At 61.4% G+C, this 19,165-nt stretch carries 15 protein-coding genes; 6 read left to right on the top strand and 9 right to left on the bottom strand.

What is annotated here, in order from left to right:
* Nucleotides 1-179 precede the first annotated feature (179 nt).
* Genes cydX through EDC35_RS09320 form a run of 3 tightly spaced genes read right to left on the bottom strand, consistent with a single transcriptional unit; the run spans nucleotide 180 to nucleotide 3,094 of the window.
* Nucleotides 180-299: a cytochrome bd-I oxidase subunit CydX gene (gene cydX, locus EDC35_RS09330; RefSeq protein WP_132976976.1), complete on the bottom strand. Its 120-nt coding sequence runs from the start codon at nucleotides 297-299 to the stop codon at nucleotides 180-182.
* 29 nt (nucleotides 300-328) lie between these two features.
* Nucleotides 329-1,471 (bottom strand): cytochrome d ubiquinol oxidase subunit II, encoded by a 1,143-nt coding sequence (gene cydB, locus EDC35_RS09325; RefSeq protein ID WP_132976975.1) that lies wholly within the window; start codon nucleotides 1,469-1,471, stop codon nucleotides 329-331.
* Nucleotides 1,472-1,489: 18 nt separating this feature from the next.
* Complete coding sequence (locus EDC35_RS09320) at nucleotides 1,490-3,094, bottom strand: cytochrome ubiquinol oxidase subunit I (RefSeq protein WP_132976974.1); 1,605 nt, start codon at nucleotides 3,092-3,094, stop codon at nucleotides 1,490-1,492.
* A 371-nt stretch (nucleotides 3,095-3,465) separates the two neighbouring features.
* Here EDC35_RS09320 and EDC35_RS09315 point away from each other — a divergent pair, with 371 nt between their 5' ends.
* Genes EDC35_RS09315 through mdoH form a run of 3 tightly spaced genes read left to right on the top strand, consistent with a single transcriptional unit; the run spans nucleotide 3,466 to nucleotide 7,624 of the window.
* Entirely contained in the window at nucleotides 3,466-4,998 is a 1,533-nt protein-coding gene (locus EDC35_RS09315) for an OpgD/OpgG family glucan biosynthesis protein (RefSeq protein WP_243651574.1), read from the top strand.
* Nucleotides 4,983-5,552 (top strand): hypothetical protein, encoded by a 570-nt coding sequence (locus EDC35_RS09310; RefSeq protein ID WP_132976972.1) that lies wholly within the window; start codon nucleotides 4,983-4,985, stop codon nucleotides 5,550-5,552. Before EDC35_RS09315 ends, EDC35_RS09310 begins: the two co-directional genes overlap by 16 nt.
* A complete protein-coding gene (gene mdoH, locus EDC35_RS09305) occupies nucleotides 5,549-7,624 on the top strand; it encodes a glucans biosynthesis glucosyltransferase MdoH (RefSeq protein WP_132976971.1) in 2,076 nt (691 codons plus the stop codon). Before EDC35_RS09310 ends, mdoH begins: the two co-directional genes overlap by 4 nt.
* 276 nt (nucleotides 7,625-7,900) lie before the next feature.
* Here mdoH and EDC35_RS09300 read toward each other — a convergent pair whose 3' ends face one another.
* The 5 genes from EDC35_RS09300 to efp form a co-directional block, all read right to left on the bottom strand.
* On the bottom strand, nucleotides 7,901-9,292 hold the full coding sequence (locus EDC35_RS09300) for an NAD(P)(+) transhydrogenase (Re/Si-specific) subunit beta (protein ID WP_132976970.1): 1,392 nt from the start codon (nucleotides 9,290-9,292) through the stop codon (nucleotides 7,901-7,903).
* A 12-nt stretch (nucleotides 9,293-9,304) separates the two neighbouring features.
* On the bottom strand, nucleotides 9,305-9,601 hold the full coding sequence (locus tag EDC35_RS09295) for a proton-translocating transhydrogenase family protein (protein WP_132976969.1): 297 nt from the start codon (nucleotides 9,599-9,601) through the stop codon (nucleotides 9,305-9,307).
* A 336-nt stretch (nucleotides 9,602-9,937) separates the two neighbouring features.
* Entirely contained in the window at nucleotides 9,938-11,029 is a 1,092-nt protein-coding gene (locus EDC35_RS09290) for a Re/Si-specific NAD(P)(+) transhydrogenase subunit alpha (protein WP_132976968.1), read from the bottom strand.
* An 88-nt stretch (nucleotides 11,030-11,117) separates the two neighbouring features.
* The gene (gene epmA, locus EDC35_RS09285) at nucleotides 11,118-12,107 is read right to left on the bottom strand and encodes an EF-P lysine aminoacylase EpmA (protein ID WP_132976967.1); all 990 of its coding nucleotides are present in this window, start codon (nucleotides 12,105-12,107) and stop codon (nucleotides 11,118-11,120) included.
* Nucleotides 12,104-12,676: an elongation factor P gene (gene efp, locus EDC35_RS09280; protein WP_132976966.1), complete on the bottom strand. Its 573-nt coding sequence runs from the start codon at nucleotides 12,674-12,676 to the stop codon at nucleotides 12,104-12,106. Before efp ends, epmA begins: the two co-directional genes overlap by 4 nt.
* Before the next feature lie 49 nt (nucleotides 12,677-12,725).
* Between efp and epmB the strand changes: the two genes are divergently transcribed.
* Together epmB and EDC35_RS09270 are read left to right on the top strand one after the other, a co-directional pair.
* The gene (gene epmB, locus EDC35_RS09275) at nucleotides 12,726-13,748 is read left to right on the top strand and encodes an EF-P beta-lysylation protein EpmB (protein ID WP_132976965.1); all 1,023 of its coding nucleotides are present in this window, start codon (nucleotides 12,726-12,728) and stop codon (nucleotides 13,746-13,748) included.
* Nucleotides 13,749-13,849: 101 nt separating this feature from the next.
* Nucleotides 13,850-15,931, top strand: coding sequence for an EAL domain-containing response regulator (locus tag EDC35_RS09270; protein WP_132976964.1), 2,082 nt, complete (start codon nucleotides 13,850-13,852; stop codon nucleotides 15,929-15,931).
* A 14-nt stretch (nucleotides 15,932-15,945) separates the two neighbouring features.
* Here the strand turns inward: EDC35_RS09270 and EDC35_RS09265 are convergent, their stop codons facing one another.
* Nucleotides 15,946-16,653 carry a lytic transglycosylase domain-containing protein gene (locus EDC35_RS09265; protein ID WP_165903391.1) on the bottom strand — a complete coding sequence of 236 codons (708 nt, stop codon included), beginning with the start codon at nucleotides 16,651-16,653 and terminating at the stop codon, nucleotides 15,946-15,948.
* Between the two features lie 360 nt (nucleotides 16,654-17,013).
* On the opposite strand from EDC35_RS09265, the gene EDC35_RS09260 reads away from it, so the two are divergent.
* A complete protein-coding gene (locus EDC35_RS09260) occupies nucleotides 17,014-19,149 on the top strand; it encodes an AAA family ATPase (protein ID WP_132976962.1) in 2,136 nt (711 codons plus the stop codon).
* Nucleotides 19,150-19,165: the final 16 nt, after the last annotated feature.

The following is a 19,165-nucleotide window of genomic DNA, read 5'->3' as shown; positions in this document are numbered from 1 at the left end:
ATTGGCTGCCGCGAGCGGCTGTCTCATGCCGCCGTGCAGAGGTTCCGAAGCCGTCTTTGATCGTTGTCGTTGTCGTTGTCGTCATCGAAGACTCGCAAGCCGATGACGAAGACGACAACGACAACGACAACGACAACGACAACGAAAAGCATCGGTGCGGTTGGCCCCGGCAAGTCGCTTCAGGCGCGCCGATCCTCGTCGGCAGTGCCCAGGCATTGCTCCGACTCAAACCACATCACATTGATGACGCCGAACGCCAGCGCCAGCAGCACCCCCAGAATCCAGGTGAAATACCACATTGGATCATCCTCTCTCGATTAAGCACGGTTCAATAGGCCAGATGATCCTGTTCGCGGATCTCCTCCACCGTGACCCGCCGCCACATCTTGGCATAGGTCCAGGTCGTATAAGCCAGGATCAGGGGCACGAAGATCGCGGCGGCCCAGAACATGATCGTCAGGGTCAGATGGCTGGACACGGCGTCCCAGACGATGAGACTGCTGTTCGGCTGCGTGCTGGAAGGCAGGATGAAGGGGAACATCGCCGCCCCCGCCGTGACGATGATGCCGGTCAGCCCCAGACTGCTGGCGACGAGTCCGAGTCCGGGGCGGTCGGCCAGTGAGGCGCGAATCGCCAGCCCCATCCCCACGAATCCCAGGGCCGGGAACAGCAGCGTCCAGGGATAGTCGCGGTAGTTCGCCAGCCAGGCCGACGCCTCGTGCGTCACCTCCTTGGCCAGCGGATTCGGGGTCGCGCCCAGCGGCGGCATGGACGCCACCCGGAAGCCTTCGATCCCGAGACTCAGCCAGATGCCCGCCAGCGCAAAGGCGGCGATGGTCGCCAGACCCGCGCGCTTCGCCCAGAGTTTGGCGCGGCTGCTGATGGGGTCCGCCGTGCGCAACTGGAGCCAGATGGCGCCCTGCGTGGTCAGCATGGCAACACTGACGATGCCGGCGATCAGGGCGAATGGATGGAAGAGCGCGATGAAGCTGCCGGTATAAAAAGGCCGCAGCATGTCGTCCAGATGGAAGGGGACGCCGAGCAGCAGATTGCCGAAGGCGACGCCAAACACCAGGGCTGGCACCACGCCACCCACGAACAGCCCCCAGTCCCAGGCACTGCGCCAGCGCGGATCGGCTATCTTGCTGCGGTAATCAAAACCAACCGGACGCAGAAAGAGGGCGAAGAGCGCCAGCAGCATGGCGAAATAAAAGCCGGAGAAGGCCGAGGCATAGACCAGCGGCCAGGCGGCGAAGATGGCGCCGCCGGCGGTGATCAGCCACACCTGATTGCCGTCCCAGTGCGGACCGATGGTGTTGATGATGACGCGCCGCTCCTCGTCGTTCTTGCCGAGAAACGGCAGGAGTGCGCCAACGCCCATGTCCATGCCGTCGGTGACGGCAAAGCCGATGAGCAGCACCCCGACCAGCACCCACCAGATGAATTTCAGCGTTTCGTAATCGAAGATCATGATGTCTGCTCCGGGTCTCTAATCCGCCTGTTGGTGAGGTGCAGTCGCCGGGGTCATGCCGCCGGCATGGCCGGTTTCGCACTCGTGATGATAGCGCCCTGTGTGCAGCGAACTCGGCCCCAGACGCGCGAACTTGAACATCAGATACATCTCGATGATGAACAGAATGGTGTAAAAGAGGATGAAGCCGGACAGACTGATGATGAGATCATTCGCGGTCAGACTGGAGGCGGCAATGCTGGTCGGCAGCACCTCGCCGATGGCCCAGGGCTGACGTCCGAACTCGGCGACGAACCAGCCGGTCTCGGCGGCAATCCAGGGCACCGGGATGCTGAAAAGAAAGAGACGCAGCAGCCAGCGTTGATTCTGAATGACGCGCTTGGCGTTGTAATAGAACCCCAGCACGATCAGGAGCAGCATCCAGACCCCGGCCCCCACCATGATGCGGAAGGTCCAGAAGAGTGGCGCCACCTCGGGAATCGAATCCTTCACCGCCATCCGGATCTGCTCCTCGGTCGCCGCCGCCGGATTCTCGGTATAGCGTTTCAGCAGGAGTCCATAGCCGAGATCGGCCTTATGCGCCTCAAAGGCGGCAATATTCTCGGGCGTCTTCTCGCCGCCGCGCAGACGCTCAAGATAGGAATAGGCGATCATGCCGCTGCGGATGCGTGCCTCATGTTCGCGCATCAGGTCCTTCAGCCCCTTGACCTCGGTATCGAGCGAGCGGGTGGCGATCAGACCCAGCAGCCAGGGAACCTTGATCGCATCCTGCGTCTCCTCGGCTTCATTGTCGGGAATGCCGTAGATGGTAAAGGCCGCTGGCGCGGGCTCGGTGTGCCATTCGGCCTCGATGGCCGCGAGCTTGACCCTCTGCACGTCACCGACTTCATAACCGGACTCGTCGCCAAGCAGGATGACCGACAGGATCGAGGCCAGACCGAACCCGACCGCGACCGAAAAGGAGCGTTTGGCAAAGGGCAGATCCCGCCCTTTGAGCATGTACCAGGAACTGATGCCGAGCACGAACATGGCGCCGGTGACATAACCGGCGGCCACGGTGTGCACGAACTTGACCTGAGCGACCGGGTTCATCACCACCTCCCAGAAGCTCACCATCTCCATGCGCATGGTCTCGTAACTGAACTCGGCACCGACCGGGTTCTGCATCCAGCCGTTGGCGACCAGGATCCAGAGCGCGGACAGATTGGAGCCGAAGGCCATCAGGAAGGTCACGGCCAGGTGCTGACGCTTGGTCAGACGTTCCCAGCCCAGGAAGAAGAGACCGATGAAGGTGGACTCCAGAAAGAAGGCCATCAGACCCTCAATCGCCAGCGGCGCGCCGAAGACATCGCCGACATAGTGGCTGTAATAGGACCAGTTGGTGCCGAACTGGAACTCCATGGTCAGCCCGGTGGTGACGCCGAGCGCAAAATTGATGCCGAACAGCTTGCCCCAGAACTTGGTCATGTCCCGGTAGATCTCGCGTCCGGTCATGACATAGACGCTCTCCATGATCACCAGGATCCAGGAGAGCCCCAGCGTCAGGGGCACGAAGAGAAAGTGATACATCGCGGTGCTGGCGAACTGCCATCGCGAGAGTTCGATCATGGAGCTGTCGAGCATGGGCGATTCTCCTGAAATCCGAAACCTTGAGGACACAAGATAAATCGAAACGGGATACGTGGGAATGACCTGGGGCAACGTCATGCGCTGAGCAAACGGTGACCGGACACGGACCCTTGAAGGGTCAGGTCGCTGCCGCGCATTCCTGCGCCAGCCGATGGCCGCAAAATTAAGCCTCGCCATGCGGCGCCGACCGCACAAACCACGCCCGCTTCAGACTACAATAGCGGCCCTTTCCAGGATTCAAGATGCCTCATGAACAGGCTTTGACCATTGCGCTCAGACATTCGCGTCTACGCACTTTATGTATGAAAAATCATTCATTTAACGAGAATATGACGATGACCTCGCGCATTTCAGGACTTCTAGCCTTGAGTTTGACCCTTGCGATCGCCGGAGGCGTGTGGGCGGGAGACGAGACCGGCGTGGTGGAGCCGGCCCCGGTTGAAGGCGCACCGGGCGAATTCACCTTTGCCGCCGTGGTGCGGCGCGCCGAGGAATTGGCCGCCAGTCCCTATGCCCCGGATCGTCCGGATCTGCCCGACTATCTGGCGAACCTGAATTACGACCAGTATCGCGACATCCGTTTCAATCGCGACCATAACCTGTGGCGCGACGAGGGCCTGCCCTTCCAGGTCAATTTCTTCCATCGCGGCTTTCTCGCCAAGGACCGGGTCAGCATCAACGTCATCGATAACGGTCAGGCAAAGCCTGTGGCCTTCAGTCACGATCTGTTCGACTACGGCAAAAACCTGGTACCCCAGGAGATGCCTGCCGATCTCGGGTATGCCGGCCTGCGTCTCATGTATCCGCTCAACCACGATCAGATCTTCGACGATCTCGCGGTCTTCCAGGGTGCCAGCTATTTCCGCGCGCTCCCGAAGGATCTCAACTACGGACTCTCGGCGCGCGGCCTGGCCATCGATACCGGACTCCCGAGCCAGGAAGAATTCCCGGTGTTTCGCGAGTTCTGGCTGCGCAAGCCTGAGCGGGATGCGACCGAGATCACCGCCTACGGTCTGCTGGACAGCGAGAGCGTCGCGGGGGCTTACCGCTTCGTGATTCGCCCTGGAGTCGAAACCGTCATCGACGTCAAGGCGCATCTCTTTCTTCGCAAATCGGTCCAGAAACTGGGTATCGCGCCTTTGACCAGCATGTTCTTCCACGGCGAGAACACTGATCGCTTCATGGACGACTTTCGTCCCGAGGTCCACGATTCCGACGGTCTGCTGGTGGAAACCGGCCATGGCGAGCGGATCTGGCGTCCGCTGGTCAATCCCATCGGACTGCGGGTGAGCGATTTCCAGGTCGAAAATCCCCGTTCTTTCGGTCTCTTCCAGCGCGACCGCGACTTTACCAACTACGAAGACCTGGAAGCGCACTATCAGAACCGCCCGAGCGTTCTGATCGAGCCGATCGGCGATTGGGGTAAAGGTGTCGTGGAACTGGTTGAGATCCCCAGTTCGGCGGAGCTGTATGACAACATCGTCGCCTACTGGATACCCGAGCAGGCAACCCGGTCCGGTCAGGAACTTGAGTTTGCCTATCGGCTGCGCTTCGCCAAAGACCCCGAGGCCGGCATGCTCGGTGGACGCGCCATTGCGACCCGTGTCGGTGCGAGCGGCACCGCCGAGCTGGACTCGAACAAGCGCAAATTCGTGGTGGACTTCGCCGGCGAGACGCTGGCCGGCCTGGATCCTGAAACGCCGGTCGAGGCGGTCATCGCCACCACCTCCGGCGAACTGTCCCAACCGGTGGTGCAGGCCAACCCCGAGACACGCGGCCGGCGGCTCTTCTTCGAGCTGACCCCGGACGGCGCAACGCCCGCCGATCTGCGCGCCTTCCTGCGTCACGGCGACAACGTCCTGAGCGAGACCTGGAGCTTCAGATGGGTGCGCGAATAATGCCGGCCAGCATCCCTGATTCCGAATCGCTGTCCAGCGGCCCGTCCGTCGCCGGGCTGGATCCGTCCGACTGGCAGCGTGCTGAACGCCGGGTCAGCGACTATCTGCGCGCCATGGGGATCAGCGATCCTCAGGAAATCGAGCGACTGCTTGATCAGGTGCGTCAGCGTGCCGCAATACGCGCCGCCGCCGCACCGCTGGAGGATCCGGTCGAGGCGGCCATTGAGGAAGCGCACAGCCTGCTGGATCAATGGCTGATCGCCGAGCTGGGGCTCGAAGGCGATGCCGACCGTCTCTGCGCCGCGCGCGCGGCGGTGCTCAACGGCGCGGTTCCCGGCTGGAGTGCGCGCTGGGCCGGGTTCGCCAGCGACTCACTCGCCCCGGCGATTCTTGCCGCGCATCTCCCTGCGACGCCCGAACCCGCGCCGTTGAACATGGAACCGAACCGGATCGATCTCCTGTTTCACCGTCTGGGACACCGTTTCCTCGCGTCCATCTGTCGTGTTCTGTGCCGCTCCAGCCTGGGCGGCGGCTCACCTGGGGTGCGCTCATGAGCAGTCTTCCTGGTTCGTTCGCCGGACTCGGGCGTCATTTTCACCGTCCGATCTACTTCTCGCTGGTGACGATCACCACGCTCTGGACCATGTCGCTGCTGACGGCGGCGATCCAGGACGGCGGCATCACGCCGCTCGAACTGGTGCTCCTGATCCTCTACGCCATCCTGATGCTGTGGATCAACGCCTCCTTCTGGACCGCCGCGCTCGGCTTCGTGCGGCTTCTGCGTCATCAGAACGATGCGGACACTTTTGGGGAGGCCGCTCCGGCCTCCCCGGACGAGTCCGACGGACCGTTCAAGACCGCGCTGGTGATGCCGGTCTATAACGAGGATCCCGAGCGGGTCTTCGCCGGCCTGCGCGCCATGTATCAGTCGCTGGTCGAAACCGGTCGCCATCAGGGCTTCGAGATCTTCATCCTCAGCGACACCCGCGACCCCGACACCTGGGTGCGCGAGGAATGGGAATGGCGCCGCTGGGCGCAGGAGCTGGGCCATCCGGCGCGGATCTTCTACCGCAACCGGGTCGAGAACACCGCCCGCAAGAGCGGCAATCTGGCTGAATTCTGCCGACGCTGGGGCGGTCGCTACCGCTACATGATCGTGCTCGATGCCGACAGCATCATGTGCGGGACCACGCTGGTGGAGATGGTGCGGCGCATGGAGGCCGACCGCCGGCTGGCGCTGATTCAGGTACCGCCGGTACCGGTCAACCGCTCCTCGCTGTTCGCGCGCATGCTGCAATTCGCCGGCAGTCTCTACGGACGCATGTTCGCCGCTGGTCTGGCTTACTGGCAGCAGGACACAGCGAATTTCTGGGGTCATAACGCCATCATTCGGGTCAGACCCTTTGCCCAACATTGCGGACTGCCGCAGTTGCCGGGACGCGAGCCATTCGGCGGCGACATCCTGAGTCATGATTTCGTCGAGGCCGCGCTGCTCGCGCGGGCGGGCTGGAAGGTGCGACTGGCGGACGATCTGGGCGGGAGCTATGAAGAAATCCCACCGACCCTCATCGACTATGCCAAACGCGACCGGCGCTGGTGTCAGGGCAATCTGCAACACACGCGGCTCATCCTGGCGCGGCACTTCAAATCGTTGAGCCGCATCCATTTCGCCATGGGCGTCATGTCCTATCTAGCCTCGCCGCTGTGGCTGCTGTTCCTGATCGCCACCGGGGTCGAGGCCTATTTCAGAAGCCTTACGGTGCCGGTCTATTTCTTCGGCAACAATGTGCTCCCGGTCTGGCCTGAGTCCTATGCGGTCGAAATGGCCACCGTGCTCTGGGTCACGCTGACGATGCTGTTCCTGCCCAAGCTGCTCGCGCTGATCCTGCTCGCCGTCAAGCGCGATCTCGCACCGCGTTTCGGCGGTCTGGCCCGCGCCACGATCAGCGTGGTCATCGAGAGTCTGCTGTCGGTGCTGTTGGCCCCGGTGCTGATGCTCTTTCAGAGCAAGTTCGTGGCGGCAATCCTGCTGCGCACCACGGTCGGCTGGCCGACCCAGGAGCGCGGCGACCATCAGACCGGCTTCGCCGAGGCCTTTGGCGCCCACGCCGTCCACACCCTGATCGCCGCCGTCGTCGGCGTCGTGACCTATGTCTATGTCCCGGACTTTTTCTGGTGGTTCACCCCGGTGCTGGCCGGACTCGCGCTTTCGATCCCGGTGTCCATGATCACCAGCCGCACCTCGCTCGGTCTGCTGGCGCGACGCGCCGGGCTCTTTCTCACCCCCGCCGAATCCGACGAGCCGCGCGTGCTCAGGCTGCTTGATGACAACCTCGCCGCGTCCCAGCCCACACCACAGACGACAGGCCGCGATCTCTGGTCCTGGGCCGTGGTCGAGCCGAGCGCCTATGCGCTCCACGCCTCGCTGCTGCCGGACGAAAACCCGAGCCGCCGCCGCCGTCATGCACTGGAGGGCATCATCTTCAAACTCCAGGACGAGGGGCCGCAAAGCCTGAACACCGCCGAGAAACGGGCGCTGCTCTCCCATCGGGATGGGCTTTATGAGCTCCATACCCAGTTGTGGGCGGGAGCGGAGCCGCCTGTGAGCGTGCAGCGATTGAATTGAGACAGGATGGCGTATCCGAGGCCGTCTCTGATCGTTGTCGTTGTCGAAGATTCACAAGCCGACAACGACAACGAACAGCATCGGTGCAACTGGCTCCGGCGAATCGCTCTGGCTGGCTGGTACGCGACGGCGCTGACAGCCTCAACGGAAGCCATTTGCTCAACTGACAGAGTCGTTGAACCCTGACCACGCCCAAAGGGCGTGGATTTCTAAGTTACGATTAAAAATCCTGTCAAAAAAGACCTGATCACGGGTACGAATGCTGCCGAAAGCCGCCTAATGCCCGCCGCCCTTGAGCGCATTGTTCATGCCGTCGATCGTATCCTTGGCATCGCCGAACACCAGCGAGGTGTTCTCCTGATAGAAGAGCAGATTATCGACGCCTGAGTAACCCGGACGCATGGAGCGCTTGAGGAAATAGACCTGACGCGCGCGACCGGCCTCCAGGATCGGCATGCCATAGATGGGGCTGGTCTTGTCTTCCTTGGCTGCCGGGTTGACGACATCGTTGGCACCCACCACCAGCACCACGTCGGTGCTCGGAAAATCGGGATTGATCTCGTCCATCTCCAGCACGCGGTCATAGGGGATGTCCGCCTCGGCGAGCAGCACGTTCATATGTCCCGGCATGCGTCCGGCGACCGGATGGATGGCGAATTTGACCTCAACGCCGCGCGCCTCCAGCAGTTCCATCAGCTCTTTCAGCGAATGCTGGGCCTGGGCGACGGCCATGCCGTAACCGGGGATGATGATGACCCGGTTGGCGTCTTCCATCCAGTAGACGGCATCCTCGACCGCCGCCGATTTGACACCCTTCTCCGCCGCCTGCGCGCCCGCACTGTCGCCCACCGCATCGTCCGAGCCGAAACCGCCAAAGACGACATTGATGATCGAGCGGTTCATCGCCTTGCACATGATGTAAGACAGGATCGCGCCCGAGCAGCCGACCAGCGCGCCGACGATGATCAGCAGATCGTTGTGCAGGGTGAAGCCGGTCGCCGCCGCCGCCCAGCCCGAATAACTGTTGAGCATGGAGATGACGACCGGCATGTCGGCGCCGCCGATGGGGATGATGAGCGTCACACCGATGATGAGCGCCAGCAGGGTCATGAGCGCGAGCGCCCAGACCGAGCCGGTCAGCGCAAAATAAACACCCAGCGCGATGGTCGCCAGTCCCATCGCCGCATTGAGCAGATGCTGGCCGGTGAACTTGACCGGCGCGCCACTGAGCAGTCCCTGGAGCTTGCCGAAGGCGATGACCGAGCCGGTGAAAGTGATGGCGCCGATGATGACCCCGGCTGAAAGCTCACCCATCATCACCGCGCCCGGACTGGCGGTCTTGATGAAGGTGCCGATGGCGACCAGCACTGCCGCCAGACCCACGAAGCTGTGCAGCGCCGCGACCAACTGGGGCATGGCGGTCATCTGGATCCGTTGCGCCAGGATGGTGCCGATCACGGCGCCGCCGGTCATCCCGGCGATGATGAAGCCATAGGACTGGACCTCGCGGCTCAGGAGTGTGGCGACGACGGCGATCAGCATGCCGAGCATGCCATAGACATTGCCGCGCCGCGCGGTCGATGGGTGGGTCAGCCCTTTCAGACCCAGAATGAAAAGGATCGCCGCGACCAGATAGGCCAGCGCCTGATGATTGACTGTGAAATCCATCGCTATTGGCCTTTACTTTTTCTTCTTGAACATGGAAAGCATGCGGTGGGTCACCAGAAACCCGCCGAAGACATTGATCGAGGCCAGCAGCACCGCAATGAAACCGATGAGCTGCGCCAGGATCCCCGCCTGCGGATCGCCCGCGACCAGCAGCGCGCCGACCAGCACGATGCCTGAAATGGCGTTGGTCAGGGCCACCAGTGGTGTATGCAGTGAGGGCGTGACGCCCCAGACCACCCAGTAGCCGATGAAGCAGGCCAGGACGAAGACATAGAGGGCGATGATCGAAGGATCGAGTACCTCGGGCATGGGTGTGACTCCTTAATTTGAATAGACAGGATTAACAGGATTTCTCAGGATGGACAGGATTTTTCAAACCATTTTTCAATCCTGTTAATCCTGTCTGATCGATAATATGACAGATGGCGCCGACCGGCAGATTTCGCTGCCGCCCGACGCGCCATAAGGTGGTTTCCGGGAAAGTTTCTACCAGCGTCAAGGCTCCAACATGGACAGGATGAACAGGATTTCGCAGGATTCACAGGAGACAAATCATTGTTTTCCGAATCCTGTCAATCTTGAAAAATCCTGTGAATCCTGTCCATTCAAATCCTCTCCGTGGGTAGATTGTTTTCAGAAAATCACCTAAGCGCCAACCAGCATCGCCGCCGTGATGTCGTCTGCGGCGAGATCCTTCCAGGTCGGCCCGGACTCGCCCGGCTGGATCATGATCTCGATCAGGTTATAGAGATTGCGGGCATAGAAGGCGCTGGCGTCCGCCGGGATGAGCGCGGGGTAATTGGTGATGCCGACGATGGTCACACCATGCCGCTCGACGATCTCGTCAGCCACGGTCAGCGGACAGTTGCCGCCGCTGGCAGCCGCCAGATCGACGATGACCGAACCGGGACGCATGCGCTGCACGACCGCTTCAGTCACCAGCACCGGCGCGGGGCGGCAGGGAATGAGCGCGGTCGTGATGATGACATGCGCCTTGGCGAGTTCATCGGCCAGCGCGGCCTGCTGACGCGCCTTGGCCTCGTCGGACAATTCTTTGGCGTAACCGCCCTCCCCTGCCCCGCTCTCACCAAGATCCAGCACGATGGGCTTGGCGCCGAGCGACAGGATCTGTTCGCGGGTCTCGGGACGCACGTCATAGGCGTGGACATCCGCGCCCAGACGGCGCGCGGTGGCAATCGCCTGCAATCCGGCGACGCCCGCACCCAGCACCACCACCCGCGCCGGTTTGGCGGCGCCGGCTGAGGTCATCATCATCGGGAAGAAACGGCCATAACGCGCGGCGGCTTCAAGCGTGGCGCGATAGCCGGCAAGATTGCCCTGCGAGGAGAGCGCATCCATCGATTGCGCACGCGAGGTGCGCGGCATGCGCTCCATGCCGAGCACGCGCACATTCTTCGCCAGCATGGCCGCAACCACCGGATCCTCGCCGCAGCTTTCCAGGAGTCCGATATAGAGCCCGCCCGGCTGCATCAGATCCACATCCTCGGCGTCCGGACGCCGCACCTTCAACAGCAGATCGACCGCAAAGGCGCCGGCGCGATCCGTCAGACGTGCGCCAGCCTGTTCGTAATCCGCATCCGGATAGCCGGCACGCACGCCGGCCCCGGACTCGACCAGGAGGTCGAAGCCCTTGCCAATCAGTTTTTTGACCACTTCAGGCGTAGAGGCAACGCGCGTCTCGCCGGGCCGCGTCTCCATTGGGATACCGATTTTCATGGATAGCATTTCCTGTCTTCGCTAGAGCCGCCCGCAGGCGAAAAATTGCCGCATTATGAGAAGCCGATGCCGGTCGATGCAACCGCACTCATGCCCGTTCAATCGGAAAGGTCAGCACCTCGTCAATATGCACGGCGCCAACAGCCGTCATCAGCAGCCGGTCGAGCCCCAGCGCGACACCCGCGCACGCCGGCATGCCAGCGGCGAGTGCGCCAAGCAGACGCTCATCAAGGGGCGGAATGAACTGTCCCCCCTGTTCCCGCACGGCCAGATCCGCAGCAAAGCGCGTGCGTTGCTCGACGGCATCCGTGAGTTCATGGAAGCCATTGGCCAGCTCGACGCCATCAAGATACAGCTCAAACCGTTCGGCGACCGGGAAGGGATCGGAACGGATCCGCGCCAGCGCCGCCTGACTGGGTGGATAGTCATGGAGAAAGGTCATGCCACCACGACCCAGGCCGGATTCGAGTGTCTGCGTCAGCAGCAGATCGAGCCAGGCGTCCGCGTTCAGGTCCAGATCAGCGGCATCAGCAATGCCCACTGCGAGCGCCGTCGCGCGCAGATCCGCGAGGGTCGCAGTCCAGGGATCGAGATCCAGCCGCTGACGAAACAGATCGCGGTAGGCGATGCGCTCGACCGGCAGATCCGGACGGGCGAGCGCCGCGCGCACCAGCCCGGCCAGTTCGTCCATCAGCCGGTGATGGTCCCAGCCGGGACGGTACCACTCCAGCAATGTGAACTCCGGATGATGGCGGCGTCCGCGTTCATCGTCACGAAAGACCTTGCAGATCTGATAAACAGGCCCGCTGCCCGCCGCCAGCAGACGTTTCATCGGAAACTCGGGCGAGGTCTGGAGATAGAGCGGCCGACCCAGGCCGCTCACCCCGGTCCTCAGACTGGCGAGCGCCGGATCGGTGACGGCCGCCTGAGACAGGATCGGCGTCTCCACTTCCAGCACCCCGACTGCCGCGAAGAAGTCACGGATACGCCCGAGCATGGCAGCGCGGGCCCGGATCGTCCCCAGCCGCGCGCTCGGCTGCCAGTCGGCGCAGTCGCCCGGCGACGGATCCGCGATCATGCTTCCTTGGCGCGCGAGACATAGTCGCCGGTGCGGGTATCGACCTTGACCAGCTCGCCGGTCTGCACGAACAGCGGGACACGCACCACGGCGCCGGTTTCCAGCGTGGCCGGCTTGCCGCCGCCGCCGGAGGTGTCGCCTTTCAGACCCGGATCGGTTTCGGTGATCGCCAGCACCACGAAATTGGGCGGCTCGACCGACAATGGGGCGCCATTCCAGAGCGTAACCTTGCAGACATCCTGCTCCTTGATCCACTTGGCGGCATCGCCAACCGCGTTGGCATTGGCGGTCATCTGCTCATAGGTGGCAGGATCCATGAAATGCCATTCCTCGCCATCGTTGTAGAGATACTGCATCTCCGTATCATGGACATCCGCCGCCTCGACGCTGTCGCCCGACTTGAAGGTCTTTTCCACCGTCCGTCCGGTCTTGAGATTACGCACGCGCACGCGGTTGAACGCCTGACCCTTGCCGGGCTTGACGAACTCATTCTCGACGATGTTGTACGGATCGCCGTCCAGCATGATCTTGAGCCCGCCTTTGAATTCGCTGGTACTGTAGAAAGCCATGTCATCCTCAATTACTGTGAAACCAAACGCCGTGAGGCGAAAGCGCGCAATGGTAGCGCGAAGCACGACCGCTTGTCAGACCGGTGCCTGTCAAACCGAACGCTGGAAGCAGGATCTGGCCGATGCCTTCAGCGATGCGGAAACGCTGCTGCAATCGCTTGGTCTGCACAGTCAGGACATCCCGGATCTTGATCCGACACCTGCCGCCTGGCGCATGCGGGTGCCACGCGGCTTCGCCGCCCTGATGCAGCCGGGCGACCCCGATGATCCGCTCCTGCGCCAGGTGCTGCCGCGCCAGATCGAGCGCGCCCTTGTCCCCGGTTATGTGACGGATCCGGTCGGCGATGTAGCGGCGGGTCTGAGCCAGGGTCTCATCCGGAAATACGCCGGTCGGGTGCTGCTGATCGCCAGCGGCGCCTGCGCCATCCATTGCCGCTACTGCTTCCGCCGTCACGCCCCCTATTCCGCCCTGGGCGCACAGGCGCCGCGTCTGGCTGCCGCCATCGCCCGCATCGCGGACGATCCCACGCTTGACGAGGTCGTCCTCAGCGGCGGCGATCCGCTGATGCTTGACGACGACCAACTCGACGCGCTCATCGCGCAATTCGACGCCATCGGACATCTGCAACGGCTGCGCATCCACAGCCGACTGCCGGTCGTTCTGCCGACGCGGGTCACGGAGCGACTCTGCGCCCGGCTCGCCGGCTCACGTCTCGCGCCGGTACTTGTCATCCACGTCAATCATGCCAGGGAGCTGGGTGAGGCCGCCGCCGAGGCGCTGCGAAGACTGAAAGAGGCCGGCGTCACGCTCCTGAATCAAAGTGTCCTGCTGCGCGGCGTCAACGATGACGCCAGTCGCTTGATCCGGCTCAGTGAACGGCTGTTTGCCTGCGGTGTCCTGCCCTATTATCTTCATCAACTGGATCCGGTGCAGGGCGCAGCCCATTTCCAGGTCAGCGACGCCGATGCCGCCGGGTTGATGGAAACTCTGCGGGCGCAACTCCCCGGTTATCTGGTGCCGCGTCTGGTCCGCGAGGTACCGGGAGCCGACGCGAAGCGCCCGATCCATTAAACTCTGCGCCAGCACAAATCAAATCGTGTTGCCCTTTCCTTCACTGCATGCAAGGGCCGATAATCGGTCCCAGCGATTTATTCAGGTGCGCCCACGCCAGCATGTCCGTACAAACTCAAAACGCCACACTGCTCATCATCGCTTCCGAGACCAGCGAGGCCGAACGGCTGATCAGCGCCCTGCGTGAAGACGGCTTCGCAGCCAAAAGCGTCGCGGTTCCCCATGCGGAACGTCTTGACGAAGCCATCGCGCAGCGTGGCTGCGACATGATTCTCTGCTGTAGCCATGACCGCAATATCGATCTGGATGCCGTGCTCACCGCCTATCGGAAACTGGATGGCGATGTCCCGCTGATCCTGATCGCGGACGCCGAAAACGCCGCCGCCGATCTCGCCAAGGCCCGGCGCGGCGGCGCACGCGATCTGATCCGGCGCAATGACAACGAGCAGCTCAAACTGGCGGTGACGCGCGAATTTGCCGATCTGCTGCGGCGACGCGACGCGCGCGGACTGATCGAACGGCATCAACTCTGTGAGCGGCGCAGCCGCGAACTCATCGAGGTCACCAGCGCGGGCGTGGCCTTCATCCAGGACGGTCTGCATATTGACGCCAATCCGGCCTATCTCGCGCTTTTTGGCTATGACTCCATGGATGACCTGCAGGGCGCGACCTTTCTCGATCTGGTTGTCCCCGAACAGCAGAAATCACTTCGCGATGTTCTGCGCGGCGGCGATGGCTCCGCGCAAGCCGCTCCCCTGGAACGTGACCTGACCTGCCGCCGCGCCGACGGGACTGAATTCAAGGCGCACCTGTTCGCCGCCTTCGCCGAGTTCGACAGCGAACCCTGTCTGCGACTGCTTCTGAACGCAATGAATGGTTCTCGCACCGTCAATCAGACAGGAAGCGACCCGGCTCACGGGGAGGTCGGCCAAAGGTCGGAACTCACGCGCCTGCTGGACGAGATCGAAACCCATATCGGCGCGGAGGACCGTCGCGTCGAGCGACCCTTTGCCATCTTTTACATCCGCGTCAAGGACAGCATGACCCTGATGCGCGATCTGGGTTTGACGAGCGGCCTTGAACTCCTCAATGCATTCGCCAGCGCCCTGGCCGCCACGGTTGCCGGGCGCGGTTTTCTTGCGCGTCTGAGCCAGGACGGTTTTGGACTCATCGTCGATGGACTCGGAGAATTCGACGCCAAGGCGCTGGCCGAACAGATCGCGGCGACAGTCCGTCTGCCATCGCACGCCACAAAAGGCGACAGCGCCACAGCCGATTGTGACATCGGCTACTACCTCGTCAGTGATCGCGCCGCCGCAGCGGAAGACATCATCAATGCCGCTCACCGGCTCTGTCTCGACCACGCGCACCACGCACCAGTCGGCAGCCCGCCCACATCACTGGCTGCACGCACCAAACAGGAAGACGCAGACGACGATACCGCCATCGCGAGAAAGATCGAAGACGCCCTGCACCATGACCGGCTCAAACTGGTCTATCAGCCCATCATCAGTCTCATGGGCGACAATCAGGAAAACTACAGCGTCCTGATGCGCCTGCTGGACGCCGAGGAGAATCTGCTCGAAGGCAAGGATTTCATCGGCCCGGCCATTCGTGGCGGACTGATCGAAGAGATCGACAAATGGGCCATCCGCACCGCCATCCGGGTCATTGGCGAACAGCGCCGCGCCGGACATAACCTGGGTCTCTTCATCAATCTGTCTGAGGACACCTTTCGCAATCCGAGCGTTGTGCTCTGGATCTGTGACTGTCTGCGCGAATTCGATGTCCGTGGCAACTGGCTGACATTCCAGTTCCAGGAAGAACTGGTGACCAGCAATCTGACCAGCATCAGCAAACTGGTCGAATCGCTCAAGAAAATCAAATGTCGGGTCGCCATGAATCGATTCGGCGAAAACGCCCATCCCGAGCGACTGCTCCAGGGGCTCTCGCTCGATTTCGTGCTCATGAAACCGGAGTTTGCTCAGGGACTCGCCGACGATCAGACCAAACAGCAGCAGATCCTCAAACTCGCCAATCTCGCACGCGAATTCAACGTCAAAAGCATTGTCACCGGGGTTGAAGACGCGCGCGCCCTGACCGTCCTCTGGACCGCCGGGGTCGATTATGTGCAGGGCAATTTCCTGCAACGCCCGTCCCCCACGCTTGAGGTTCAGGCCTGACCAGCGTAACGGCCTCAGTCCGCCACGGCGCGGGACACCTGCCTGACCGACCGTCCCGACAACCCGGCTGCGGCACGCCGCGCCGGATCGGTCAAACGGCTCTTGAGCAACGAATGTCCGGGCACGGCGAGACGGGACGACAACGTTGTCGCGCGGATTCGCGGGCCAGGCGCGCCGCCGCTCTGCCACCTCGCGGTTTGTGTCTGCGCGGACGACGCGCCCGGAAACATGGCGGACGAGCGGGGAGTCGCGAACCGACGCAGAGCAGACGAACCTCCCCCGGCCACGGCCATTTCCGGCGTCAGCGCCATGCCCAGCGCACGTCGGGCGTCCGACGAGTAAGGGTGAATGCCTTTCCTGATCAGGTAGTCGCTCAAGACCTGATGTGTGTAACGCTGCGTTTCCGGATACTCAACAAATCCCTGCCCGCGCTCCAGCGCCCCCTCGCCCGCGTTGTAAGCCATGACGGCGGCACCGATGCCATCGTATTTTTCGAGCAGCCGCTTCAAATGACGCATCCCCGTGTGCAGATTGATTTCCGGCTCGAAGAGTTGATCAATTGAATCGATACCATAATCAACCGCCGTCTCCGGCATCACCTGCATCAGTCCGACTGCTCCCGCGTGTGAAACAGCCTGCGGATCATAAGCCGATTCGACACGGATCAAGGCATGCACGAGATCGGGATCCAGACCATAATCCCCGGCAAACCGGTCAATCATTGACTGGATTTCGGCCTTGTCGGGCAAAGACCGGTGCGACGGCGCCGGGGATGTCATGGTCTGAGCGGATGCATCACTGCCCGTCTGTTTTGCAGCGAGCTCGGGGACGGCGGAAGTGGATGGCGCTGGCGCACTGGCGATGTCGGCGTCGCGCGCGTTGACCGCTGTCGCGGTCAGCGCCAGAATCCAAACCGGGGTCCAGGCCAGAACACAAGCCAGAACACCAACAAGCCGTATCAGATTGTTTCGCATACGCTGAACCATGGTTTACAGGGGAGGGAACCCGGATCGAAACGCGAAGCATCGGATGACGTCTTCGAGTTTTCGAATTGATTTTTGATTATCCGAGAACTGTAAAAGATGTACGAATCTTTTTTTGGCCTTCGCGAAAGGCCATTCTCACTGCTTCCCGATCCCAGCTTTCTGTTTCTCAGTAAAATTCATCAGGAAGCCCTGACGCTGCTTGAATACGGATTAGTGAGTCAGGCCGGCTTTACCATCCTGACCGGAGAGATCGGTTCCGGCAAAACCACACTGATGCGTTATCTGCTCGAACGACTGGACACTGACGTTACCGTTGGCCTCATTTCCCACACGCACCAGTCGCTCGGCCAGCTCATGGACTGGATCTGTCTGGCCTTTGACCTGAAAGCCGATCAAGGCAGCAGACTCGACCAGCATGAGGCATTCGTCAATTTTCTGATCGAGCAATACGCAAAGGGAAAAAGAACCCTGCTCATTGTGGATGAAGCCCAGAATCTGGGCATTGAGAAACTTGAGGAACTCAGGCTTCTGTCGAACATCAACGCCGACAAGGACGTTGTTCTGCAACTGATGCTTCTCGGTCAGCCGCAACTGCGCGATCAATTGCGCAAACCGGAACTCGAACAGTTTGTACAGCGCGTTTCCGCCTCTTATCATCTTGGCCGTCTCAACTCGGAAGAAACTTATAAATACATACGCCATCGCATCAGAGTCGCCGGAGGTGAAGCAGAAATTTTCACCTCCGATGCCTGTCATGGCGTTTACCATTACAGCAAAGGCATTCCCCGCATCATCAATTTAATCTGCGACGCGGCGCTTGTTTATGCCTATGGGGCCGGAGAAAACATCATCTATGGCGAAGCGATCGATGAATTTGTCAAATCGCATGCGCCACATCTTTTAATCTCGTTCGAAACCGAAGAGCGATCCAGGCCGGATGGTCCCAGGCCCGTCTTTACCATCCCGACGGCAAAGATCAGTGAGCCTGAGCCTGAGCCCGATGTGGCCGAACCGGCAGCAGTCAGGCTGGATGAGGTCACACGGAAACCGGATGGCTTCATCCAGCATCCATCTCCTGAAGAAAAACCTGCCTCGACTCCAGACCTGCCCGCCCCGCCCGAATCCGGCATGCAAACAACATCAAGGGCAATGCCAGTAGACAGCCATGCACAGCAACCGCCGGCAGCCGCTCCGGTTCCCGAGAGAAGGCCGATTCCGCTGATCGCGATAGCGACTGCCGTGTCGATCAGTTTTGCGCTGATCCTCTGGTATGGGTTAAAGGACAGTCCGCCCAATTCAATCGATCCACCAGCCGAGTCGATCAAGCCGATATCGACCGAGTCAGCGCAAGTGGCGACCGACCTCCAGAATCAGACCCAGGATCCTCTCGCATCCGAGACCAGGGAAGATCCGGTTGATGTCGCGACAAAGAATAGCCCGATGCTTGAACAGATGACTGCGCCAGTCCATGCGCCGACGCCTTCCGACCAACCCGCTCATCAGTCTGTGGATGCCCTGGATACAGGGCCAGACGCCCCGGTTGATCCGAATCCAATCGCCGAAGATATCGAAGAGGCTCCCATCAGTGCCTCAGCCGCGCCTGATCAGACAACTGGAAACCATGCCGAAAATCAGGTTCTGACTCCGTCCGATGCAATCGCGGTGGAAACACCCGTTCCTGCCTCCAGCATCTCGGCGGTGACTGCGCCGAGCGCAACCACCGAGGCGTCATCCACGACAGACGAATCCGTCACGGATCAATCCGCAGACGGGCCCGTGACGCCAGCACTTCCCGAATCCAAGCCAATGGCCGATCTGGAGCAGAAAATCAAAGATTTCTCCATTGCCTTGACCAGAACCGATGACAGCCATCTGAAGGTCGATTTTGCAGACGCCATTCAATTCGCAGACGGCAGTGTCCAATTGAATGAAAAATCGAAGACGATCCTCAAACAGTTTGCCGAATTGCTGCTGGAATTTGATCATGTCCAGGCCAAAGTGATCGGACACACCGACAGCATGGGCGGCGGCGAGATCAATCGACGGCTATCGGAAAAGCGCGCCAACGAGGTCGCCCGTTTTCTTGCCAGCAATGGCGTGCCGACTGATCGCCTGACCCATGAAGGAATGGGAAAAACGCAACTGAAGGTCACCCGCGAGCAGGAGCAGCGTCTCGGATCATGGGTCAACCGACGTATCGAAATCGATCTGACAGAGCCGGATTCGCCCTGACATCAAGCCTGTTTTG

This window comes from Thiobaca trueperi, assembly GCF_004342175.1.
Lineage (GTDB): Bacteria > Pseudomonadota > Gammaproteobacteria > Chromatiales > Chromatiaceae > Thiobaca > Thiobaca trueperi.
This window is presented reverse-complemented; position numbering and strand designations above follow the sequence as displayed.